Genomic DNA, 23,138 nt, shown 5'->3' with positions numbered 1-23,138 from the left:
TGGGCTTATTTGTAGGAGAGTTGACATGCGTGCTGCTGTGGTGACGGCGTTCGGTGGTCCGGAGGCCGTGGAGATCGTGGACGTGGCCGTGCCGGAGCCGGGGGCCGGGCAGGTGCGGATCAAGGTGGCGGCCGGTGCGCTGAACCCGGTGGACGCGGCCGTGCGGGCCGGCTTCTTCGGCGGTGCGGGCAAGACGCTCGGGCTCGGCTGGGACGTCGCCGGGACGGTGGACGCGGTGGGCGTGGCCGCGGCCTGGCAGGTCGGTGACGAGGTGGTCGCGCTGGTGCCGGGGGTGGCCGAGCCGCTGGGGGCGCACGCCGAGTACGTCGTCGTGGACGCGGGCGCGGTGGCCAAGGCGCCGGAGACGGTGGACGCGGTGCACGCGGGCACGTTGCCGCTGAACGCCCTGACCGCCGCGCAGGCGCTGGACCTGCTGGATCTGGCGCCGGGGGCGTCGCTGCTGGTGACCGGTGCGGCGGGGGCGGTCGGCGGGTTCGCGGTGGCGCTGGCCGCGCACCGGGGGATCACGGTGACGGGGCTGGCGCGGGCCGGTGACGAGGAGCTGGTGCGGTCGCTGGGGGCCGCGCGCTTCACGGCCGAGGGGGCCGAGGGGGTGGCGCCGGGTGCGGTGGACGCGGTGCTGGACGCGGCGGTGCTCGGTGAGCGGGCGCTGGAGTGGGTGCGGGACGGGGGTGCGTACGTCGGTGTGATGCCGGGGCGGCAGCCGGGGTCGGTGTGGGGGGTGCGGACCGGGGCGGTGGAGGTGCGGGCCGACGGGGCGCGGCTCGGGGAGCTGGTGCGGCTGGTGGAGGAGGGTGTGCTGAGGCTGCGGGTGGCTGAGACGTACGCGCTGGAGGATGCCGGGAAGGCGCATGCGCGGATGGCGGAGGGTGGGGTGCGGGGGAGGTTGGTGCTGGTGCCGTAGGGGTGGCGGGGTGGTTCAGTGCCCGGCCTTCGGCCGGGATCGGGTTCCCACCCGCACCACCCGTACCACTTTCGTCGTCGGGTGCGGGTGGCCCCTGTGGGGCGGAGCCGCCGTCGGCGGGTGCGGGTGGTCTGGGGTGGGGAGCGCGGTCGGCGGATGGGGCGTCGGCCGCTGAGGGCGCGGTCGGTGGGGTGGGTCGTCGGCCGTTGGGGGTGCGGTCGGTGGGGTGGGTCGCCTGTCGTCGGGGGTGCGGTCGGTGGGGTGGATCGTCGGCCGCGGCGAGCGCGGGCGGTCGGGTGCGGGTCGTCAGGGGTTCTGGGGGCGGAGCCGCCGTCGGCGGGTGCGGGTGGTCTGGGGTGGGGAGCGCGGTCGGCGGATGGGGCGTCGGCCGTTGGGGGTGCGGTCGGTGGGGTGGGTCGTCGGCTGTGGCGATCGCAGGCGGTCGGGTGCGGGTCGTCAGGGGGTTGGTGGGGGGTGGGAATAGGGCGGGGGCGGGGGCCGTTTGAGGGGTATAGTTGAACAGTCAACAACTTGGAGGCGGCCATGCAGTTCGGGATCTTCAGCGTCGGCGATGTCACACCGGACCCCACCACGGGCCGGACGCCGACCGAGCGTGAGCGGATCAAGGCCATGGTCGCCATCGCGCTGAAGGCGGAGGAGGTCGGGCTGGACGTCTTCGCGACCGGTGAGCACCACAACCCGCCGTTCGTGCCGTCGTCCCCGACCACGATGCTCGGCTACATAGCCGCGCGGACGGAGAAGCTGATCCTCTCCACGTCCACGACCCTGATCACCACCAACGACCCGGTGAAGATCGCGGAGGACTACGCGATGCTCCAGCACCTGGCCGACGGGCGGGTCGACCTGATGATGGGCCGCGGCAACACCGGCCCGGTCTACCCCTGGTTCGGGCAGGACATCCGGGAAGGCATCAACCTCGCGATCGAGAACTACGCCCTGCTGCGCCGGCTGTGGCGCGAGGACGCCGTCGACTGGGAGGGCAAGTTCCGCACGCCGCTGCAGGGCTTCACGTCCACGCCGCGGCCGATGGACGACGTGCCGCCGTTCGTCTGGCACGGGTCGATCCGCTCGCCCGAGATCGCGGAGCAGGCCGCCTACTACGGCGACGGCTTCTTCCACAACAACATCTTCTGGCCGGCCGACCACACCAAGCGGATGGTCGAGTTCTACCGGAAGCGGTTCGCGCACTACGGGCACGGCACCCCGGAGCAGGCGATCGTCGGACTGGGCGGTCAGGTCTTCATGCGCCGCAACTCGCAGGACGCGGTGCGCGAGTTCCGGCCGTACTTCGACAACGCGCCGGTCTACGGGCACGGGCCCTCGCTGGAGGAGTTCACCGAGCAGACCCCGCTCACCGTCGGCTCCCCGCAGCAGGTGATCGAGAAGACGCTGTCCTTCCGGGAGTACGCCGGTGACTACCAGCGCCAGCTTTTCCTGATGGACCACGCGGGGCTGCCGCTGAAGACCGTGCTGGAGCAGCTCGACATGCTCGGCGAGGAGGTCGTGCCGGTGCTGCGAAAGGAGTTCGCGAACGGCCGTCCGGCGGACGTGCCGGAGGCGCCGACCCACCAGTCCCTGCTCGCCGCGAAGGACACGAAGGACGCGAAGGAGGCGACCACCGCATGAAGCTCGTCGTCGTATCGGCGGGACTGAGCGTCCCGTCCTCCACCCGGCTGCTGGCCGACCGGCTGGCGGCCGCCGTGGAGCGGCAGGCGCCGGCCCCGGTGGACGTCCACGTGGTCGAGCTGCGCGACCTCGCCGTCGAGATCGCGCAGAACTTCACCAGCGGGTTCCCCGGGCGGACGCTGGCGGCGGCGCTGGACGCGGTGACGGAGGCGGACGGACTGATCGTCGTCACGCCGGTGTTCACCGCGTCGTACAGCGGATTGTTCAAGTCATTCTTCGACGTGCTGGACAAGGACGCGCTGGCGGGCAAGCCGGTGCTGATCGCCGCGACGGGCGGTACGGCACGGCATTCGCTGGTCCTGGAGCACGCGCTGCGTCCGCTGTTCGCCTATCTGCGGGCCGTGGTCGTCCCGACCGGTGTCTACGCCGCGTCGGAGGACTGGGGCGCGCCGGGGCTGCAGGAGCGGATCGAGCGGGCGGCCGGGGAACTGGCCGGGCTGATGACCGGGCTGTCGGGCGCCCGTCCGGGCCCGTCCGGGGCGAACGAGTCCGAGACGTCCGAGGAGGAGCGGGCGGCCCGCGCCGAGGCCGCCGCCGACTTCACCGTCGTCCCTTTCGAGCAACAGCTCGCCGCGCTGCGACCCGCGGGGTGAGAAGACGGTAGGGGCATGATCCCGGTTGCCTGTGTGACGGTGAGAGGGCGGTAAAAAGGGTGATCGTAGGCCCGCTCGTCCCGGCCGAACCACCGGCGGCCTTGGCAGACTGGTGACGTGCCCCAGACTGTGCTGCTCGCCGAAGACGACCGCGCCATCCGTCACGCCCTGGAGCGTGCCCTCACTCTGGAGGGATACGAGGTCACGGCGGTCGCCGACGGTGTCGAGGCACTCGCCCACGCCCACAAGACACCGCCGGACGTGCTCGTGCTCGACGTGATGATGCCGGGCATCGACGGGCTCCAGGTCTGCCGGGTGCTGCGCGCCGAGGGCGACCGTACCCCGATCCTCATGCTCACCGCCCTCGTGGAGACCGCCGACCGCATCGCGGGCCTGGACGCCGGCGCCGACGACTACGTGGTCAAGCCGTTCGACGTCGAGGAGGTCTTCGCGCGGCTGCGCGCCCTGCTGCGCCGCACCAGCCCGGTGCCCGCGGGCGGCGGCGGCACGGGCGGCGGCGCGGGCAACGGCACGGGCAACGGCTCCGGATCCGGCTCCGGCGGTGACGGCGGGCGAGACGTGCAGGTCTCCGACCGGCAGGTGGAGGCCGCCGGGATCCGTATGGACCTGCAGGCCCGCCGGGCCTGGCGCGGCGCGCGCGAGCTGGAGCTGACCCGCACCGAGTTCGAGCTGCTGGAGCTGCTGGTGCGCAACGCCGAGATCGTGCTCGACCACTCGACGATCTACGACCGTATCTGGGGCTACGACTTCGGCCCCGGCTCCAAGAACCTCGCCGTCTACGTCGGCTACCTGCGCCGCAAGCTGGACGAGCCCGGCGCCCCCCAGCTGATCCACACCGTCCGGGGCGTGGGTTACGTGCTGCGGGAGGAGTAGTGGGCCGCCTCCGGCGGTCGCGGGCCTGGTCCCGGCCCAAGCTGGTCTCCCTGCGCACCACCTTCGCCGTGTCCTTCGCGGCCGTCACCGCCGCCGCGGCCATCCTCGTCGGCATCCTGTCGTACGGCTCGGCCGCGCGGCTGCTCCGGGTCGACCAGCAGTCGGTGTTCACGCAGGTCGTGCAGGACGTACGGGACGAGGTGCGGCAGCACGCGATGGTCCCGGAGGACTTCTCCTCCTCCCGGCCGGGCCACGATCTGGTCCGGCCCGCCCGCACCGATGTGCAGGTGCTGGGCGCGCGGGGGCAGATCGTCGACCACGGCAGTCCGGTGCTGCCCGTCACCGCCCGGGACCGGGGGGTGGCCACGGCGCGGACGGCCGGGAAGGTGGTCGAGCACAAGGACGTCCGGGTCGACGAGGATCTGTTCCGCGTCGCCACCGTCTCGCTCGGGGGCGGCAAGGGCGCGGTGCAGGTGGCGCAGGAGTTCAGCGACACCGAGGATCTGCTGCGCACCCTTCAGCAGCGGACGTTCGTCCTGATGGCGGCGGTCGTGGTCGCGGCCGGGCTGTTCGGGTGGTGGCTGGCCCGGCGGATCACCCGGCGCCTGGTGATCCTGACCTCCGCCGCCGAGGACGTGGCCCGCACCCGCCGGCTCGGCATCGAGGTGCCGGTCGCCGGGCTGGACGAGGTGGGCCGGCTCGGGCGGGCCTTCGACCGCATGCTGGGGCGGCTCGCCCAGTCGGAGGAGGACCAGCGGCGGCTGGTGCAGGACGCCGGGCACGAGCTGCGGACGCCGCTGACGTCGCTGCGTACGAACATCTCGCTGCTGCGGAGGATCGACGAGCTGCCGCCGGACACGCGGGACGAGCTGGTCGCCGACCTCACCCAGGAGGCCCGTGAGCTGACCGACCTCGTCAACGAGCTGGTCGACCTCGCGGCGGGCGAGTCGGACACCGAGCCGCCGCAGCGGGTGGACGTCGCCGACATCGCGGAGGACGTGGTGGGGCTGGCGCGGCGGCGCACCGGGCGGGAGATCGTGCTGCGGGCGAGCGGTGACACGAGTACGGAGGGGCGGCCGGGGATGTTGCAGCGGGCCGTCTCCAACCTGGTCGAGAACGCGGCGAAGTTCGACCGGGACGGGAAGGCGCCGATCGAGGTGAGCGTGACGGGGCCGGCGCGGTCGGGGGCGGTGCGGGTGGAGGTGCTGGACCGGGGGCCGGGGATCGCCGAGGGCGATCTCATCCGGATCTTCGACCGGTTCTACCGGGCCGCGGACGCGCGGTCGCTGCCGGGGTCGGGGCTTGGGCTGTCGATCGTGCGTGAGGTGGCCATGGCGCATGGTGGGGCGCCGTTCGCCTACCGGCGGGAGGGTGGCGGGGCGGTGATCGGATTCACGGTGGGTGGGGGCTGAGCGGGGCGGTGCCCGTCCCCGGTGGTGGGTGGGCACCCGGCCTTCGGCCGGGTGCGGCGTTCCCACCCGCACCACCCGTACCACTTTCGTCGTCGACTGCGGGTGGCCCCTGTGGGGGTGTTCGCCGTCGGCGGCTTGCGGCCGTCGGGGCTGGTTGGCCGCCTGCCGCCCGTGACGGGGCCGACCATCCGGGGTTCCCACCCGCACCTACCACTTTCGTCGTCGGCTGCGGGTGGCCCCTGTGGGGCGTCCTCATCGTCAGCGGCTCGCGGCCCCGTCGGGTGCGGGGGTGGCCCTTGTGGGGGGGCTCGCACCGTCTGCGGCTTGCGGTCCCGTCGGGTGCGGGGGTGGCCCTTGTGGGGGGGGCTCGCACCGTCTGCGGCTTGCGGTCCCGTCGGGCGCGGGTAGCCCCCGCGGAGGTGCTCGCCGTCGCAGGCTCGCGGCCGTCGGGGGCGGCTGGCCGTCTGCTCGTACCTGGGACAGCCGACCAGCCGGATCACCGACTTCTGCCCAACACCGCCTAGCGGGATGTGGGATGCAGGGGGGAGGTGGGGTGGGGGGTGCGGTGGGGGAGGGTGGGGGTGGTGAGGAAGCCTTCGGCCCGGGCGCTGGCGAGGCCGATGCGGGGGATGTCGCTGGTCTTCGCGAAGAGGAGGAAGCGGGGTTCCCAGACCGGGCGGTACTTGGCGTTGGCCCGGTAGAGGGACTCGATCTGCCACCAGCGTGAGAAGAAGGTGAGGATCGAGCGCCAGAGGCGCAGGACCGGGCCGGCGCCCAGGCGGGAGCCCCGCTCGAACACCGAGCGGAACATGGCGAAGTTCAGGGAGACCCGGCGTACGTTCAACTCCGAGGCGTGGAGCAGGAGTTCCACGACCATGTACTCCATCAGGCCGTTCTCGCAGGCGCGGTCGCGGCGCATCAGGTCGAGGGAGAGGCCGTGCTCGCCCCAGGGGACGAAGCTGAGCAGGGCCCGGGGGACGTCGTCCGCGTCGCGGCACTCCAGCATCACGCAGCGGCCGTCCGCCGGGTCGCCGAGGCGGCCCAGGGCCATGGAGAAGCCGCGCTCGGTGGCGCCGTCGCGCCAGTGGTCGGCGCGGTCGACGAGGAGGGCCATCTCGTCCTCGGGGATGTCCTCGTGGCGGCGGATGCGGACCGTGTAGCCGGCGCGGCGGACGCGGTTGTGGGCCTGGCGGACGACGCGCATGGCCCGGCCCTCCAGGGTGAAGTCGGCGAGGTCGACGATCGCCTCGTCGCCCAGTTCCAGCGCGTCCAGGCCGTGCCGGGCGTAGATCGTGCCCGCCTCCTCGCTCGCGCCCATGACGGCGGGCGTCCAGGCGTGGCGGCGGGCCTCGGCCAGCCAGGCGTCGATGGCGCCGGGCCAGGCCTCGGGGTCGCCGATCGGGTCGCCGGAGGCCAGGCTGACCCCGCTGACGACGCGGTAGGTGATGGCCGCCTTGCCGCTGGGGGAGAACGTGACGGCCTTGTCCCGGCGCAGGGCGAAGTAGCCGAGTGAGTCGCGCTCGCCGTGCCGGTCGAGGAGGGCGCGCAGCCGCTGCTCGTCGTCGTCGGAGAGCAGGGACTCGCCGCGCGGGGCGCGGAAGCAGGCGTAGAGGACCAGGACGAAGGTCGCGGCGATCAGGATGTTGACGATCACGTCCGTCCAGCGCGGGGCGTCGACGGCGCCCACCCGGTCGGCGAGCGGGCCGACGCTGATGCCGCGCAGCAGGGTGTAGGCGATCTCGTCCTTGATGCCGGCGCCGGGGAGTTTGTTCGTCGCGTGCACGAGGAGAGTGCCGAGCATGGCGCTGACCAGCGAGCCGCCCACGCCGACGGCGAGCGCGAGGCGCGGGTTGGAGCGGTCGCCGATGGCGTCGAACTCGCGCCGGCCGAGCAGCAGGGCCACGACGAACAGGCCGGTGAGCGCGGCGGAGAGCCAGTTGAACGCGTGCGCGCCGTAGGAGTCGCGGGTCAGGGCGAGGGCGTAGAGGCAGAACAGGGGGCCGGCGAGCAGCAGGTTGAAGACCCAGGCGGCGCGCTTGCGGCGGCGCATCACCACCGCGAGGAACAGCGCGAGCGCCGCCGAGATCAGGCCGGCGGTGGCCAGGTACGGGGTGAAGTAACCGCCCGCGTTGTGCTCGTGCACCTCCTCGCGGAACGGCAGTGAGAGCACCGCGACGGTGTTGAGTACGACCATCAGGCGCAGGTACCAGACGGTGGCCGCCGCCGCCCGTTTCCGCAGCCGGCCGGTGTCGGCCGTCGGGAAGGGGATCTGGGGGCGGGGCTTGCGTGGGGTGCGAACCTGTGGGGAGATCAGGGTCGAGCCTCGAGCGGGCATGGCGACGAGCACCTTGGAGGAGGGGACGGGACTAGGCAGACCCTACAGCTTGTAAGGTGCCGCGCATATGGGTGTGCGTACAGCCGCCGTACAGGGTCTCATCCGGAGCGCTCGGTGCCGCGCCGGGCCGCCGCCAGTATCCATGCCAGGTTGCCGACCGCCGCACCGGCCGCGACCGCGGCGACGATCACCCCGCCGACCGCGAGACCGTCGCCGAACAGGTGCGGGCGCCGGTCGAGCGCGCGCAGCCCGAAGCCGCACAGCTCGTACACGCCGATGGCGGCGATGATCAGGCTGACGGCCAGCAGGGCCAGCGTGGGGGTGAGACTGCGCACGTCGACGTCCGTCGCCGGGCCCGGCTCCGCCGTTCCCGTGTTCGTGTCCTGCATCTGTCCCCCGTCGAACTCGCGTGTGGCCTAGGGTGGTTGGGACCCTACAGTACGTAGGGTCTCGCGGGGCCGACCTGGCTGGACGTGAGCGTGGACGTGGGCGCGGCCCGCTTCCATGATGGCCGAGGCGCGGAGGCGGTCGTGCGGGACGCGCTGGAGGACGGGCCGGGGGACGCGCGCGGGCCCGGACGTGCCTCAGCCGAAGCGGCCCGCCACATAGTCCGCCGTGCGCTGGTCCGCGGGGGCGTTGAAGACCCGCTCGGTGGGGCCGTACTCGACGATGCCGCCGGGGGTGCCCTGCTCGGCGAGGAAGAAGGCGCACTGGTCGGAGACGCGGGCCGCCTGCTGCATGTTGTGGGTGACGATGACGATCGTGACCTGGCCGGCGAGCTCGTGGATGGTCTCCTCGACCCGGCGGGTCGACGTCGGGTCGAGCGCCGAGCACGGCTCGTCCATGAGGAGCACGCGGGGCCGTACCGCCAGGGCGCGGGCGATGCACAGGCGCTGCTGCTGGCCGCCGGAGAGCGCGCCGCCGGGCTGGCGCAGCCGGTCGCGGACCTCCTTCCACAGGCCGGCGCGGGTCAGCGACTCCTCCACCAGCTGGTCCTTCTCGCGGCGGCCCGCCCGGGTGCCGGTCAGCTTCAGGCCCGCCACCACGTTGTCGTAGATCGACATCGCGGGGAACGGGTTGGGCTTCTGGAAGACCATGCCGATCTTCCGGCGGGCGTCGGTCAGCCGGCGCTCGGGGGCGTAGATGTCCTCGCCCTCGAAGAGCACCTCGCCGCCGAAGGCCGCGCCGGGGATCAGCTCGTGCATGCGGTTGAGGGTGCGCAGGAAGGTCGACTTGCCGCAGCCGGAGGGGCCGATCAGGGCCGTCACCCGGCCCGCGGGCATGGTCAGCGAGACCCGGCTGAGCACCTGGTGGCCGCCGAACCAGGCGGAGACCGCGCGGGCCTCCAGGGTGGCGGGCGCGGCGCCGGGGACGGCGCTCGCGACGGGCAGGACGACAGTGTCGGTCACGGTGTCGGTCGCGGTGTCGGTCGCGGTCTCGGTCATGGTGGGCACCTCGCGTCGGCCGGGTCGGAACGGGTTACAGCAGGTTCGGGAGCAGCTCGGTGGTGCGCGTGGCGACCTGGAGGCCCAGCACGGCGACGACCGGCGCGAAGACGATCCACGTCTGGTGGCGGCCCCAGCGGTGCCACGCCCACACCGCGGCGACGGCCGCGAGGAGCAGCGCCTGCATCCACAGCACCAGCGGCCACGGCACCCCGGAGGGGCGGGCCAGCGGCTCCTCGGACTCCGGCAGGGTGCCGGCGCGGATGACCGGCGCCGGGGTCTGGAAGGGCGCGGAGATGAGGTCGGCGTCCACGCGCAGGACACCGGAGGGCATGAAGCGCGGGCCGGTCGCGGTGACCAGCACCAGCCGGCCCTTGCCCGCGGGCTGCGGCGCGGGCGCCGGGTCACCGGCCCGTCGTACGTCGATGACCTGGTACGTGGCCTTGCCCTGGCCGGTGGTCACGGTGAAGGTGTCGCCCGCGCCGAGGTCGGACAGGTGCCCGAACGGGGCGCCGTACGCGGCCGCCCGGCCCATCAGGACGCTGGTGCCGGCCTGTCCGGGCAGCGGGGTGTCCCGGCGGTGACCGGGGCCGTCGGTCATGACGGACGAGTCGGTGCCCTCCAGCACGACCTGGCTCAGGCCGAGGGCTGGTACGTCGATGAGCGCGACCGGGGTGCCCGGCGCGAGCAGCTTGCCCTCCGGGCCGGTCTGGGCGACCGGGGCGGTGCCCAGGGCGAGCTGGGCGCGCAGCTCGTCGAACGCGGTGTGCTGCGCGCTGTGCTGCTGGATGCCGCTGACGAGCAGCAGCTGGGCGGTGATGCCGAGCAGCAGCGCGGCGAGGCTGAGCAGGCCGCCGCGGGCCAGGTGGCGGACGGCGCTGACGCCGCGGACGCGGATGCGCGACGCGGCCGGTGCGAGCGTGGTCGGTACGGCGACGGTCACGGCGGCCCGCCTCCTTCGATGGTCGTAGAGGGTTTCGTGGTGAGGGCCCGCCGGGGAGACGGGGCTCGTCTCCCCGGCAGCCACGGGGGTCAGGTGGACTTGATGGTGAAGTTGGCGCCGGTCTTCGCGTACACCGTCGAGGAGCCCGCGTAGTACGCGTGCAGGGTGTGCGAACCACGGCTCAGCAGGGGCAGGGTGATGGTCACCTGGCCGCCGCTCAGCGTGCCGCTGGCGCGCAGGGTGGTGCCCTCGTAGATGCGCACCGTGCCGGTCGGGGTCGTGCCGGTCGCGGAGACCTTCACGGTGACCTTGGCGTGGCTGGTGTGGCTGACGGTGGACGGCGCGGTGGTGCTGACGGACGGCGTGGCCTTGGTGATCTTCAGGGAGACCGTGGCCGAGGACGTGTACAGCTTGGCGCTGCCGCCGTAGGAGACGGACAGCGTGTGCGTGGCGACCTTGAGGTGGTTAGACAGGCCGATGCTGACCTTGCCGGAGGCGTCCAGGGTGCCGGTGCCGAGGATCGTGGAGCCCTCCTTCACCGTGACCTTGCCGGTGGGGGTCACGCCGTGCGAACCGGTGACGGTGACGGCGACCTTCGGGGTCTTGCCGTACGCGGTGGTCGCGGTGGTCGCGGTGGTGGTGCTCTTGAACTTGACCGACGCGGACACGGTGGCCGGGGTGCCCTGGCCGTTGAGGTTGGCGGCGGCGACCGAGGCGGTGTAGCTGCCGACGGCCAGGTTCGTGAAGGTGTACGAGGTGGTGCCGGCCGGCACGTCCTTGACGGCCACGACGGCGCCGTCCGAACGGGTCAGCGTGAGCCGGTAGTCGGTGAGCGGCAGAGCCGTCTGGGCCGGGGCGGTCCAGGCCAGCTTGAGGCTCGCGTCGCCCCGGGTGGCCTTCAGCGCGGTGGGCGCGGCGGGCGTGGCGTTGTCGGCGGACGAGCCCTCCAGGCCGCCCAGCTTGGCGTGCTTGGCCACGCTGATGGAGCCGTTGTACGGCTCGTTGACGAAGCCGAAGTCGGCGATGACGCCCTCGGCGGCGTCGGACGCCAGCGCGGCGGTGTGGGTGCCGCTGGTGACGAAGACGTCGTAGAGGTCCTTGTCGAAGAAGATGCTGGTCGGGTCGATCGCCCGGGACGGCACGACGTTGTAGACGTCGCGGCCGAAGGTGGCGTTCTCGTAGTAGTAGCCGACCGGGGCGAGCTTGCCGTTCACCGTCGCCACGGGGGTGGTGGCGCCGGCGTCGCCGGGCAGCTGCACGGCCGCGAGGTGGGCGCCGGCCGCCGCCGCGTCCTTGCTGTAGTCGGGGGCGACGCCGTTGTTCTGGGCGATCCAGCTGCCGACCGAGAACGGGACGAGGGAGTTGTCCTCGGGGAGCGCGGTGTCGGCCTGGTTCTCCTGGACGGCCGGGATGGTCGGGTCGACATCGCTGTCGTTCAGGCCGATCGCGTTCAGGAAGAACTTGCGGGTGCCGGAGTTGGCCTGCGGGATGCGCGGGTGCACGACGACGCCGTTCACCATGTGGTCGGAACCGGCCTTGTACACGTCGTGCAGCTGCGCCGGCGTCAGCTTGTCCAGGGCCGAGCCGCCGCGCACCGCCACGCCGACCGCGTCCCGCGCGAACGGGATGTAGGTGAGCGCGGTGCCGGAGGTGCTGGGGCCGCCGGAGGAGCGGGCGAAGTCGACCTGGCCCTTGATGGCGACGCCGTTGGAGTCGGCCCACTTGTCGCCGGTCAGCGACGCGGTCAGGGCCTTGCGGCCCGCGCCGGAGCCGTTCGGGCGCAGGAACTCGGGGCCGCCCGAGCGGGTGGTGATCTTCGACGTGGTCGAGCCGGTGCCGGGCTCGATCGCGTCGTACGAGGCGACGCCCGCGCCGCTCACGGACTTCACGGCGGTGCCGGCGTAGCTCTTGCCGTTGACGGTGTCACCGGCGAGGGCGTTGAGCACGTCCTGGGTGGTGTCCGAGCCCACACCGACCAGCTTGCGGAAGGTGCCGGTCGGGGTGGGGTCGGCCTGGGCCGGGCTTGCCAGAGCAAGGCCGCCGGCCACCGCGGCGGCGGCGACGAGCGCCGCCGTTGCGCGCGTTCTGCGCATCGAGAGTCTCCTGACGGTAGTGCGTCGGGTGCGGGAGAGGGATCTGGCAGGGTGGTACGGGCCGTCCGCCCCGACTGCCTTTCGGGGCGGGCGGCCGTCTGTGGGGGAGCACCGGCAGGTGCCCCCGGTCGTTGGCCCTAGGGCAGCCGCCTGCGCAGCCGCTCGGGCAGGGTGAAGGCCGGTACGACGGTCACCGTGCGGCCGCCGGGCAGCGGCACCCGCAGCGGGAGCCGGAGCCGCCCGCCGCCCGCGAAGGGCGCGCCCACTCCGGCGACCGCGCCGAGCGCGGCCCCGACCGGAACGGCGTACCGCAGCGGGTTGGCCGGATCGGCGGGGGTGTTTCCGGCGGCCGTGGTCTGGACGGCCTTTCCGCCGTCGAAGGACGCGGAGGGGCTGGGCGTACCGCTCGCACCGCCGGCCCCGCCCGTGGCACCGCCGTCCGGCGCACCGCCCGTGGTGGTGCCGCCCGAGTCGGCGCCGGTGCCGCCGGAACCGCTGCCGCCGCCGGTGCCGCCGCCCGAGTCGGAGCCGCCGGAGGGGCCCGGGCCCGTGTAGTGCAGGAGGGCGTCGGCGGCCTTGGCGGTGCGGGCGCGCAGGGCGCTGGACAGCGGGGCGTACCCGGCGGGCAGGCGGCCCGGGGCGGCGCCGGAGACCTGTCCCGCGGCCGCCGCGTACCTGAGCAGCGCCGCGTAGTCCGCGCGGGCGTCCGCCTTCACCGCGCCGGGCCGTACGGCCGCGTACACCAGGTGGGCCAGCGGGTAGGCGCCCTTCGCCCTGGCGTTCTGCGGGGTGATCTCGGCGACGTCCTTGCCGCGGGCGGACTGGGCCGCCGCGGTCAGGGACGCGGTGGTGGCGGCGACGAACGTGCCCGCGCTGTTGCGGAGCTGGGCGGTCTGCAGGCTGTAGCGGGCGGCGGAGGCCGCGTCGGTGACGGTGATCACGAACCGGGAGCCGACCGTCTGCGGGCCGGGGCTCTTGTACGCGGGCGGGCTGGCCAGCGGATCCCAGTTCGACTTCCACAGGACGTCGGCGCGCCGGGCGTGCAGGGCGCCCACGTGCATGTCGTCCACGTACGGACGCAGGTCGATCATGCACTGCTCGGCCGTCTTGGGGGCGCCGCTGCCGGGCAGCACCGTGCACCAGGGGTCGCTCTTCGGATATTCGTCCACGTGATCGGGGTCGAAGGCCAGACCGGTGGGATTCAGATCCGTGTTGGTGCTGTAGTACGGGTTGACCCGCATGCCCCAGTCGTCGGGGACACCGGCGAGGAACTGCCGGGTCTCCTTGTCGGAGAGGATCCACTGCCACAGCGCGCGGGCGGTGTCGCTGTGCCCGAGCGAGGTCATGAGGTCGGTGTCGGTGGCCGGGGTCTCGGCGACCGACAGATACGCGAACTCGGGGTTGAGCGAGATGAACTCGGGGTCACTGGCCAGGCCCGCCGGGTTGTTCTTCGCCCACCGGTAGCCCTTGGCCACCTTGTCGCCGATCACCGAGCCCCAGGTGGAGTTCCGGTACGACTCCGTGAGCAGCTTGGCGAGCAGCCGTGGGGTCAGCTTGATCGACTCGACCTTGGTGCCGGCGAGCTTCTCGATCCGCTCCGGAGCCCCGGCCTTGGGTCTGCGTTCGATCGTGAACCCGATGACGGTGCCGGTGAGCGCCACCGGTGCGTACGTGGTCGTGCCGGACGGCGGGCTCGAGCCGTAGTCGGCGCCCAGGGCGCGGGTGGTGAAGCCGAGGCCCATGGAACCGTCGTTGCTCAGGCGGGCGCGGGTGTCGGGCTCGCCCAGCTCCGTGTAGCCGTACACCTTGCCGCTCGGGCAGAGGGCCGCCTGCCAGCTGGTCATGGCGTCGGCGGCCAGTTCGCTGCCGGTGGTGGGGCGCTCGCTGGAGCCGAGGGCGCAGTTGGTGCCGACCGGGTTGAAGTGCAGCGGGATCGCGATGCGGTTCTTCCAGTTGGTCGAGGAGACCGGGGAGCCCGCGTTGACCTGGCTGTGGTCGGCGTACGGCTTGCCGTCGAGGTCGAGGTGGCCCTGCGGGACGATCACCAGCCAGCAGGAGCGGGGCGTCTTCGCCCCGTCGACGGTGACCGGCGCGCCGCAGCCCAGGTGCGGGGCCTCGTTGGCGGTCTGGACCTCGAAGTACTCCTCGCCGGTGCCGCGCGCGCTGGTCCGGGCGAAGTCGACCTCGTTGGTGGTGTTGCGGTTGAAGTAGGGGTTGTTCTGGGTGTTGGTGGTGACCAGTTGGCCGTCGACGGTCTTGAACGGGACCTCGCCCGGCGCGTTGGGGTTGGCGGCGCCGTAGCGGTCGTCCTGGCCGTAGTTGGTCGGGTCCGCGCTGTAGAAGACCTGGCGGGTGTCGTCCAGCATGTTGCCCGGCCAGGTGCCCCGGTCGGTGGTCGGCGAGGCGCCGTACTCGCACTGGGTGCGCGGCGGGCCGGGGTTGTCCGGGACGGTGTGGTCGTCGTCGCCCCAGCACTGCATGATCTGCACGAAGTCGGTGTTGAACAGCGTGCCGGCGAACGTGGTCGGGGTGCCGCCCTGCCAGGAGACCTTGACCGCCTGGCTGGTGAGGTGGCTGGTCTGGCTGACCGTGAACCTCATGTCCTTGAACTCGCCCCGCCCGGACACGGTGACGGCCGAGTTCGCGGGGGCGGCGGTGGCGGTGGGGGCCGCCTGGGCCACGGCGAGGCCCGCGAGGGCGCCCACCGTGGCGCCGGCGAGCAGCCGGACCAGCGCGCGGCGTACCGGTCCGCGTCTCATCGCGCGTTCCCTTCCGTGGAGCGGTTCTGGGACCGGTCGTGGAGCCCGTCGTGGGGCCGGCCGTGGAACCGGGCGCCGACCAGGCGGGAGACGACCGAGGGCAGCAGGAGCAGTCCGAGCACCAGGAATGCGGCCAGCAGCATCAGGGTCTGGGTGCCGGTCCAGCCATGCCCGGCGGCGACGGCGACGGGCTGGGCGAGGGCGACCGTGCCGCCGGTGGCCGTACCGCTCGCGCCCGAGCCGCCACCGGATCCGTCGCCCGGCGCGAGGGTCTGCCCGGTGTCCGGGTCGACCGACGGGCCGCCGCCTCCGGGGCCGCCCGTGCCGCTGCCGCCGGTGCCGGACGCGCCGCCCGTGGAACCGCCGGCCGTCCCGCCGCCCGAACCGCCGTTGCCGCCGCCGGGCTTGGCGCCGCCGCTGCCCGTGGTGCAGGGCGCGGCGCCCTTCTTGTCACAGGCCTTCGGGTAGGGCGCGGTCTCGGCGAGCCGGTTGCGGCCGGAGGGGGTGAACGTCGGGTTGTTGCAGCGCTTGATGTTGATGTTCCGCGTCTGCACGCCCGGGATCCGGCGGATCTGGTCGAAGCCCGCCTGCACCAGGTTGATCGGCAGCGGCGAGTAGCCGAGCTGGGGCGCCTGCTGCTGGCCCTGGCACATGAAGTAGTACGAGAACGCGCCCAGCGTCTTGCCCTTGACCTTGGTGAAGGTGCCCTGCACCTTCAGCGGCAGGATCATGTACGAGTAGCTGGACAGCGGGTAGTTGCGCCTGTCGGTGTCGTTGTAGACGCCGTCGAGCTGCTGGGTGAGGTAGTCCGGGGAGCGCTTGTCCGTGTTGATCCGCGCCTTGAGCAGCGAGACCGCGACGTTCTGCGGGGTCGGCTCGGTGTAGTAGCCGGCGTGGTTGAGGACCTTGGCGACCGGGTAGTGCGCGTTGAGCGCGTACGAGTAGTTGACGTAGCCGATCGCGCCCTCGCCGTAGTTCTGGGCGACGTAACCGGCCACGCCCAGGTCGCCGGACTGGGCGATCATCCCGGAGACGGGCGGGTAGTTCGAGGTCTGCCCGCAGGCGCCGGAGCGGCCGACCTTGCGGCAGTAGGCCTGCCACAGGGACTTGTGCTGGTTGGACATCCACAGCGTGAACTGGGCGGTGGAGCCGGAGCCGTCGGAGCGGACGACCGGGACGATGGAGCGGTGCGGCAGCTGGAGTCCGGGGTTGTCGGCCTTGACGGCGGGGTCGTCCCAGTACGTGATGACCCTGGTGAAGATCTTCGTGACGACGTCACCGGACAGGCGCAGGTTGTCGACCCGCTTGCCGTTGACGGTCAAGTGGTACATGAAGACGGTGCCGCCGGCCACGATCGGCATGTACGCGTACGAGCCCGGCGCGGGGCGTTCGGCGGCGGAGCCGTCGGTGGGGTGGGTCTGGAAGGGGATGTCGGAGACCGCGAAGTCGACGGTGCCGGAGAGGAACTGGCGGCGTCCGTCGGAGGAGCCGGTGCCGGCGTAGCTGATGCGCATGCCGTACTGGTTGACCGCGCGGCGCCATTCGTCCACGGCGTTCTCGGCCCAGGTGGAGCCGGCGCCGGCGATGGGGGTGTAGCTGTCGGCGGAGGCGGGGGTGGCGGTCGTGAGGATGCCGATCAGCGCGGCCAGGATGCCCAGCCGTCTCAGGGCGGTGGTGAGGTGGCTGAGCATCAGTGGCTGCCTTCGTCGTCAGGGGCGGGGGTGGGTGCGGGTGCGGTTTCGGGTGCGGGTTCGTGGGTGGGCACCCGGCCTTCGGCCGGGTCTGGATTCCCACCCGCACCACCCGTGCGGCTTTCGTCGTCGGGTGCGGGTGGCCCCTGTGGGGCGGATGCGCCGTCGGCGGCCGCGAGTTGTTCCTGGTGGGTGGAGGCGTCGGCCTGATCGGTGCCGTCGATGGAGCCCTTGTCGAACAGCCGCAGTCCCGGCGAGTGCAGGTCCGCGAATCTCTCCGCGTCGCGGCGTGAGGCCCGTGCGGCCCTGCGGGCCTGGCGTTTGTTCTGGTGGCCGGGGCCGCGGCCGCCGATGACGCGGGCGATGGCGAAGAGGACCAGGACGAGGGCCATCAGGACCGCCGCCGCGCCGAAGCCCCGGGCGATCATCGTCGGCTGGGGCGACTTGACGAAGTTGAAGACGGCGAGGGGGAGGGAGACCATCGGGCCGTCGGTGGGGTCGGCGTTGAGCGACGCCGTGAAGCCGGCGGTGAGCAGGACCGGGGAGGTCTCGCCGATACCCCGGGCGGTGCCGAGGATGACGGCCGTGGCCAGGCCCGAGCGGGCGGTGGGCAGGACCACGTGCCACACCGTGCGCCAGCGCGGGGCGCCCAGGGCCTCCGCCGCCTCCGTCAGCGTGCCCGGCACCAGGCGCAGCACCACGTCCGCCGCGCGGATCACGATCGGCAGCATCATCACGCTGATCGCGAAGCCCGCCGCGAGGCCCGACTTCTGCATGCCGAGCCCGAGGATCCAGGTGGCGTACACCATCAGACCGGCCACGATCGACGGCAGCGCGGTCATCGCCTCCACGATGGTGCGCACGAACCGGGAGAAGCGGCCCGGGATCTGGTTCAGGTACACCGCGCAGGCCAGGCCCAGCGGGACCGTGATCACCAGGGCGATGGTGATCATGATGAGGGTGCCGAGCATCGCGTGCGCGACACCGCCGTGGGTCAGCGGGTCGAGCGGGCCCGAGGCCTGCATGTCCTCGGTGAAGAAGTTGCCGTGCGGCAGCGCCTCGCGGCCGCGCCAGGCGGTGAAGCCCACGACCAGGGCGAGCGCGACGAACAGCAGCGTGGCCGCGCTCCACAGCACCACGGTCATCACCCGGTCCCGTACCGCCTGCCCGTCCTCCTCCAGGCCGGTGAGCACGCCGTAGACGAGCAGGAAGACCAGGTAGGCCGTGACGGTGAAGCCCAGCGCGCCGGAGAACGGGGCGAGTTCGCCGAACAGCAGCACGGCCGTGCACAGGCCCGAGGCGGCGGCGCCGGCCAGGGACAGGACGCCCGAGCGGGTGGGGCCGCCGATGCGGCGGGGCACGTCCGGCGCGGGCTCACCGACGGCTTCGGAGACGGCGGGCGCGGCGACGGCGTTCTGCGTCTGTTCCAGGACGGTCATCTCATGCCTCGCTCTGCGCGCCGGACCGGGAGCGGGCCACGATCGACGACGCGGTGAAGTTGACCGCCAGGGTGAGCAGGAACAGCGCCAGGCCCGCCGCCATCAGCGCCGACATGCCGAAGGTGGAGGCGTCGCCGTAGTGCAGGGCGATCAGCGAGGAGACGGAGTTCGTGCCGGTCTGCAGGATGTGCGGCTGGATGGTGAAGACGGGCGAGATGATCAGGTAGACGGCGATGGTCTCGCCGAGCGCCCGCCCGAGCCCCAGCATGGTCCCGCCGATGATCCCGCCCTTGCCGTACGGCAGGACGACCGAGCGGATCATCCCCCAGCGGGTCGCGCCGAGGGCGTAGGCGCCCTCCCGCTCACCGGCCGGGGCCTGCGCGAACACCTCGCGCATCACCGAGCACTGGATCGGCGCCACCATCAGGGCCACGACCAGACCGGCGATGAACGCCGAGGCGGTGTAGACGCTCTCGGAGGCGAGCGGCTCGCCGGGCTGGGTGCCGTCCACCTTCAGGAACGGGATCCAGCCGAACCAGTCGGACAGCCAGCGCGACAGCCCGATCACGTGCTGCTGGAGGAAGAACAGGCCCCACAGCCCGTACACCACCGACGGTACGGCCGCCATCAGGTCGACCATCGTCACGAGCGTGCGCCGCAGCGGGCGCGGTGCCACGTCGGAGATGAACAGCGCGGTGCCGACCGCCAGGGGCACGGAGATCGTCACGGCGACGGCGGCGATGAGCAGGGTCCCGGTGAGGACGGCCGCGATGCCGAAGTTGTGGACGTCCGGCTGCCATTCGGCGGTCGTGAGGAAGCGGAACCCTCTGACCCGCAGCGCCTGCCCCGCCCGGAGCAGCAGAAACAGGCCAACTCCCGCCATGATGGCGAGCACCGCGACACCGGTGGCCGTCAGCTGGTACCGGAAGATGCGGTCCCCGATGCCGCGGGCGGCGAACGCCCTTCGCGGCAAGGGCCGTTCGGGTTCTTCGAAACTGCCGGGTCCCGGTCTGCCGGGCCCCTCTACCGCGGACACCACGTATGGCCCCCCAAGGGACATGCAGCGACATGTACGGGAACGGCGTCCCCGCGCGGTGAGAGTCAATGGCTGGATGCTGTCGCTTCCGGGCGACACAGACAGCACGTGGGTGAACGGTTCATGTCATTTCAGTGGGCGTGATGTGTGTGCATTGGCCACGCGTCGGCCTTGAGGGTCGGCCCTTGTTCCGGCTGCCTCAGTCCGGCTGTGGCTGTGCCGTGCGGCGGGCGTAGGCGCGGGCGGCGCGGGCGCGGTCGCCGCAGCGGGTGGAGCACCAGTGGCGGCGGCCGTGCCGGAGCAGGTAGCGGTTGCAGGGGGTGGAGCCGCAGGCGGTGAGGCGGTCGGCGTCGGGGCCGGTGAGCAGGTCGGCGGCGTCGGCGGCGAGGGCCGCCAGGGCGTGCTCGACGATCTGCGTGGTGGGGTGTGCGGCCGCCCGGTACAGCCCCCGGTCGGGGTCCCAGTGCAGCAGGGAGGCCGCGGGGGCGCGGGTGAGCGCCTCGTTGACGGCGTCCAGGGCGCCGGCCGGGGCGGGCCGGTCCTCGACGCGGGCGGCGAGCAGGGTGCGGATCTGCTCGCGCAGGGACCGCATGCGGGTCGCGCAGGTCTCCCGGAGGTCCGCGCCGGCGGGGGCCAGGCCGCGCTCCACCAGCCACCGGGTCGCCCCGGCGGGCGTGTCGAGCAGGTCGACGACCTGGCCGCCGGGCAGAGTGACGGCGCTGTTGGCGAGATCGAGGGCCCGGTACCGCTCCGCGCCCGGCGCGGGCGGCGGTACCTGCTCGTCTCGCACGCTTCCCTTCATGAGTCTCATGGTACGGCTTGCGCCCATCCGTGAGAAAGGGCTACGGTCTCCTCACGGATAGAGGTCCACTCATCCGTGAGACGATCGCGAGGTGCATGATGACTGCTGCCGGTCCGAGCCTTGACCCGACGAACGAGCGGATACCCGTCCGCGTCCTCGGCGGCCCGACCGTCCTCATCGAGTACGGGGGACTCCGCTTCCTCACCGACCCGACCTTCGACGGCCCCGGCGACTACCCCTCGCCCAGCGGCCGGACCCTCACCAAGACCGCGCCGCCCCGCGTCACACGGGCCGAACTGGGCCCCGTCGACGTCGTCCTGCTCTCCCACGACCAGCACGCCGACAACCTCGACCACTCCGGCCGCGCCCTGCTCACCGAGGTGCCCCGCACCCTCACCACGCCGGCCGCCGCGGAGCGCCTCGGCGGCACCACCGAGGGCCTCACCCCCTGGCAGTCCGTCGAGCTGTCCCGCCCCGACGGGGGCACCGTCACCGTCACCGCCGCGCCCGCCCTGCACGGACCCAAGGGCTCCGAACCGCTCGTCGGCGAGGTCACCGGCTTCGTGCTGACCGCCGCCGGCCTGCCGACGGTCTACGTCAGCGGCGACAACGCCTCCCTGGAACTGGTCCAGGAGATCGCCGACCGGTACGCCCCCGTCGACACCGCCGTCCTCTTCGCCGGCGCCCCCCGCATGCCCGTCCTCGACGACGCCCTCCTCGTCCTCGACGGCGCCGGCACCGCGACCGCCGCCCGCCTCCTCGACGCCCGCCGGGTGGTCCCGGCCCACTGCGACAGCTGGGCCCACTTCACGGAGAGCCGCGAGCACGTGGTGAAGGCGTTCACCGAGGCGGGCCTGGCGGACCGGCTCCAGCTGGACTGACAGCCGGACTGCCAGCCGGACTGACAGCTGGAGTGACACGGCGGTGTGCGCGCCCGGGTGGTGCCGCGGTACCACCCGCTCGGCGGGATTCGACCCCCTGCGCCGCGAAATCGGGACGAACCGGACCCTAGCGTGGTCGGTGAGGCGTCAGACGCGACGGACGCCGAGTCCGGGAGAACCGGACGCCCGAGTCCGAGAGAAAGCGACGCGCATGATCGACGCACGGCAACTGACCAAGCGATACGGGGAGAAGACGGCCGTCGACGGACTGGAGTTCGTCGTGCGGCCGGGCACCGTGACCGGCTTCCTGGGGCCGAACGGGGCGGGGAAGTCCACCACCATGCGGATGATCGTCGGGCTGGACGCCCCGACGAGCGGCACCGTCACCGTCAACGGCCACCGCTACGCCCGCCACCAGGCGCCGCTCCAGGAGGTCGGCGCGCTGCTGGAGGCCAAGTCCGTCCACCCGGGCCGCTCGGCCTACCAGCACCTCCGGGCGCTCGCCCTGACCCACGGCATCCCGCGCCGCCGGGTCGACGAGGTGATCGACCTGGCCGGTCTCGCCGGCGTGGCCGGGAAGCGGGCCGGCACCTTCTCCCTCGGCATGGGGCAGCGGCTCGGTATCGCGGCGGCCCTGCTGGGCGACCCGCGGACGGTCATGCTCGACGAACCCGTCAACGGCCTGGACCCCGAGGGCGTCCTGTGGATCCGCAACCTGCTGACCTCGCTCGCGGCGGAGGGGCGGACGGTGTTCGTCTCCTCCCATCTCATGAGCGAGGTGGCGCTGGTGGCGGACCATCTCATCGTCGTGGGACGCGGACGGCTGCTGGCCGACACCACCGTGCGCGACCTGGTCCGCGAGGCGGGCGGCGACGTGGTGACCGTGGCGACCGACGACCCGGCACGGCTGCGGGACGTCCTGGCCGGCCCGGGCGTCGACATCACCGGCCGGGCCGGCTGCGAGGAACTGCGGGTGACCGGGCTGACCGCCCGTGAGATCGGGCTGAAGGCAGCGGAACACGGGATCCCCCTGTTCGAACTGACCACGCGGACGGTCTCCCTGGAGGACGCGTTCATGGACCTGACGCGGGATGCGGTGGAGTACCACGGCGGTACGAGCGCTACGCGTGGCGGGAACGGCACGAGCGGCGGGAGTGGCACGGGCGGCGTGACGGCCGGGGCCACGACCGGTGCCACGGCCGGTGTGACGACCGGCACCGAGACCCTGGAGACCGCAGGGAGGCCCGCATGAGCGCCCTCACCACCACCCCCGAGGCACCCCGCACCGCGCCCCCCGCCCGCCCCGTCCACCGCGTGACCGGGCGGCGGGTGCTGTGCGCCGAGTGGGCGAAGCTCTGGTCGGTGCGTTCGACCTGGATCACCCTGGGCCTCGGCCTGTTGTTCCTCGTCGCCTTCGGGCTGATCGCCGCGAGCCGCTTCTCGTCCCAGTACGGCTCCGGCCGCATGAACCCGGAATTCGCCCGCGCGACGGCCGTGAGCCTGTCCCTCTTCGGCACCAACTTCGCCCAGTTGGCCCTCGGCGTCCTCGGCGTGCTGGTCACGGCGGGCGAGTACTCCACCGGGCTGATCCGCTCGACCCTGGCGGCCGTACCGCGCCGGCTGCCCGTGCTGTGGTCCAAGGCGGCCGTGTTCGGACTGGTCGCGCTGGTCGTCGGCACCGTCGGCGCGTGGGTCGCCTTCCTGGCCGGCGGCCGGATCCTCGCCGGCACCCCCGCCGCGATGGACCTCACGCACGAAGGGGTCGTACGCAGCCTGTTCGGGGCCGGGCTCTACCTCGGCCTGGTCGGCGTCATCGGCACCGCGCTGGGCGCGCTGCTGCGGTCGGTGGCCGGCGGCATCTCGGTCCTGGTCGCCGCCTTCATGCTGATCCCCGGACTGACCTCCCTGCTGCCCAGCTCCTGGCAGGACGACATCAGCCCCTACCTGCCCAGCCACGCCGGCCAGTCCCTGTTCGCCCTCACCCACGACACCACCACCCTCGCGCCCCTGCCCGGGCTGCTGGTCTTCCTCGGCTGGACGGCCCTCGCGCTGGCGGGCGCGGCGTACCGGCTGGTGCGGACCGACGCCTGACGCGCCGTACGACCTGGCCCCCGCCCCGCCCTCCGGACGGGTTGACCGCGCACCCGAACGGCCCTCCGTCGCTCGCGGACCTCCCGGTCACG

General features: G+C 73.0%; 18 protein-coding genes. 8 read left to right on the top strand and 10 right to left on the bottom strand.

Annotated elements, in window-relative coordinates; translation table 11 throughout:
* The first annotated feature begins 25 nt into the window (after window positions 1–25).
* From ABZ865_RS38800 to ABZ865_RS38780, 5 genes are all read left to right on the top strand, one after another.
* Window positions 26–925: an NADP-dependent oxidoreductase gene (locus ABZ865_RS38800; RefSeq protein WP_361241173.1), complete on the top strand. Its 900-nt coding sequence runs from the start codon at window positions 26–28 to the stop codon at window positions 923–925.
* Between the two features lie 543 nt (window positions 926–1,468).
* Window positions 1,469–2,572, top strand: a complete 1,104-nt coding sequence (locus tag ABZ865_RS38795; protein WP_361241170.1) for an LLM class flavin-dependent oxidoreductase — start codon at window positions 1,469–1,471, stop codon at window positions 2,570–2,572.
* The gene (locus ABZ865_RS38790; protein ID WP_361241167.1) at window positions 2,569–3,225 is read left to right on the top strand and encodes an FMN reductase; all 657 of its coding nucleotides are present in this window, start codon (window positions 2,569–2,571) and stop codon (window positions 3,223–3,225) included. The genes ABZ865_RS38795 and ABZ865_RS38790 overlap by 4 nt, the downstream gene beginning before the upstream one ends.
* A gap of 117 nt (window positions 3,226–3,342) precedes the next feature.
* Window positions 3,343–4,119, top strand: coding sequence for a response regulator transcription factor (locus ABZ865_RS38785; protein WP_361241164.1), 777 nt, complete (start codon window positions 3,343–3,345; stop codon window positions 4,117–4,119).
* Window positions 4,119–5,531, top strand: coding sequence for a HAMP domain-containing sensor histidine kinase (locus ABZ865_RS38780; RefSeq protein ID WP_361241161.1), 1,413 nt, complete (start codon window positions 4,119–4,121; stop codon window positions 5,529–5,531). The genes ABZ865_RS38785 and ABZ865_RS38780 overlap by 1 nt, the downstream gene beginning before the upstream one ends.
* A gap of 520 nt (window positions 5,532–6,051) precedes the next feature.
* On the opposite strand, the gene ABZ865_RS38775 is transcribed toward ABZ865_RS38780, so the two are convergent.
* From ABZ865_RS38775 to ABZ865_RS38730, 10 genes are all read right to left on the bottom strand, one after another.
* Window positions 6,052–7,866, bottom strand: a complete 1,815-nt coding sequence (locus ABZ865_RS38775; RefSeq protein WP_361241158.1) for a phosphatidylglycerol lysyltransferase domain-containing protein — start codon at window positions 7,864–7,866, stop codon at window positions 6,052–6,054.
* Window positions 7,867–7,964: 98 nt separating this feature from the next.
* On the bottom strand, window positions 7,965–8,255 hold the full coding sequence (locus ABZ865_RS38770) for a hypothetical protein (RefSeq protein ID WP_361241154.1): 291 nt from the start codon (window positions 8,253–8,255) through the stop codon (window positions 7,965–7,967).
* A 195-nt stretch (window positions 8,256–8,450) separates the two neighbouring features.
* A complete protein-coding gene (gene pstB, locus ABZ865_RS38765) occupies window positions 8,451–9,311 on the bottom strand; it encodes a phosphate ABC transporter ATP-binding protein PstB (RefSeq protein WP_361241151.1) in 861 nt (286 codons plus the stop codon).
* A 34-nt stretch (window positions 9,312–9,345) separates the two neighbouring features.
* Complete coding sequence (locus tag ABZ865_RS38760; protein ID WP_361241148.1) at window positions 9,346–10,254, bottom strand: sortase; 909 nt, start codon at window positions 10,252–10,254, stop codon at window positions 9,346–9,348.
* Window positions 10,255–10,343: 89 nt separating this feature from the next.
* Window positions 10,344–12,347 (bottom strand): Ig-like domain repeat protein, encoded by a 2,004-nt coding sequence (locus ABZ865_RS38755; protein ID WP_361241145.1) that lies wholly within the window; start codon window positions 12,345–12,347, stop codon window positions 10,344–10,346.
* 137 nt (window positions 12,348–12,484) lie between these two features.
* Entirely contained in the window at window positions 12,485–15,106 is a 2,622-nt protein-coding gene (locus ABZ865_RS38750; RefSeq protein WP_361241142.1) for a hypothetical protein, read from the bottom strand.
* Entirely contained in the window at window positions 15,103–16,797 is a 1,695-nt protein-coding gene (locus ABZ865_RS38745) for a phosphate ABC transporter substrate-binding protein PstS (protein WP_361241140.1), read from the bottom strand. Before ABZ865_RS38745 ends, ABZ865_RS38750 begins: the two co-directional genes overlap by 4 nt.
* Window positions 16,797–18,236 (bottom strand): phosphate ABC transporter permease PstA, encoded by a 1,440-nt coding sequence (pstA, locus tag ABZ865_RS38740; RefSeq protein WP_361241137.1) that lies wholly within the window; start codon window positions 18,234–18,236, stop codon window positions 16,797–16,799. Before pstA ends, ABZ865_RS38745 begins: the two co-directional genes overlap by 1 nt.
* A 1-nt stretch (window position 18,237) precedes the next feature.
* Complete coding sequence (gene pstC, locus ABZ865_RS38735) at window positions 18,238–19,209, bottom strand: phosphate ABC transporter permease subunit PstC (protein WP_361241134.1); 972 nt, start codon at window positions 19,207–19,209, stop codon at window positions 18,238–18,240.
* Between the two features lie 262 nt (window positions 19,210–19,471).
* On the bottom strand, window positions 19,472–20,083 hold the full coding sequence (locus tag ABZ865_RS38730; RefSeq protein WP_361241131.1) for an ABATE domain-containing protein: 612 nt from the start codon (window positions 20,081–20,083) through the stop codon (window positions 19,472–19,474).
* A gap of 89 nt (window positions 20,084–20,172) precedes the next feature.
* Between ABZ865_RS38730 and ABZ865_RS38725 the strand changes: the two genes are divergently transcribed.
* The 3 genes from ABZ865_RS38725 to ABZ865_RS38715 all read left to right on the top strand — a co-directional run bounded on the left by ABZ865_RS38725 (window position 20,173) and on the right by ABZ865_RS38715 (window position 23,046).
* On the top strand, window positions 20,173–20,955 hold the full coding sequence (locus tag ABZ865_RS38725; protein WP_361241298.1) for an MBL fold metallo-hydrolase: 783 nt from the start codon (window positions 20,173–20,175) through the stop codon (window positions 20,953–20,955).
* A gap of 211 nt (window positions 20,956–21,166) precedes the next feature.
* Complete coding sequence (locus ABZ865_RS38720) at window positions 21,167–22,207, top strand: ATP-binding cassette domain-containing protein (RefSeq protein WP_361241128.1); 1,041 nt, start codon at window positions 21,167–21,169, stop codon at window positions 22,205–22,207.
* Window positions 22,204–23,046, top strand: a complete 843-nt coding sequence (locus ABZ865_RS38715) for an ABC transporter permease (protein WP_361241125.1) — start codon at window positions 22,204–22,206, stop codon at window positions 23,044–23,046. Before ABZ865_RS38720 ends, ABZ865_RS38715 begins: the two co-directional genes overlap by 4 nt.
* Window positions 23,047–23,138 lie beyond the last annotated feature (92 nt).

Origin of the sequence: Streptomyces sp. NPDC047085, assembly GCF_040643735.1 — a bacterium.
Taxonomy (GTDB): Bacteria; Actinomycetota; Actinomycetes; order Streptomycetales; family Streptomycetaceae; genus Streptomyces.
The sequence above is the reverse complement of the archived record's forward strand: the minus strand, read 5'-3'. Positions and strand labels throughout refer to the sequence as shown.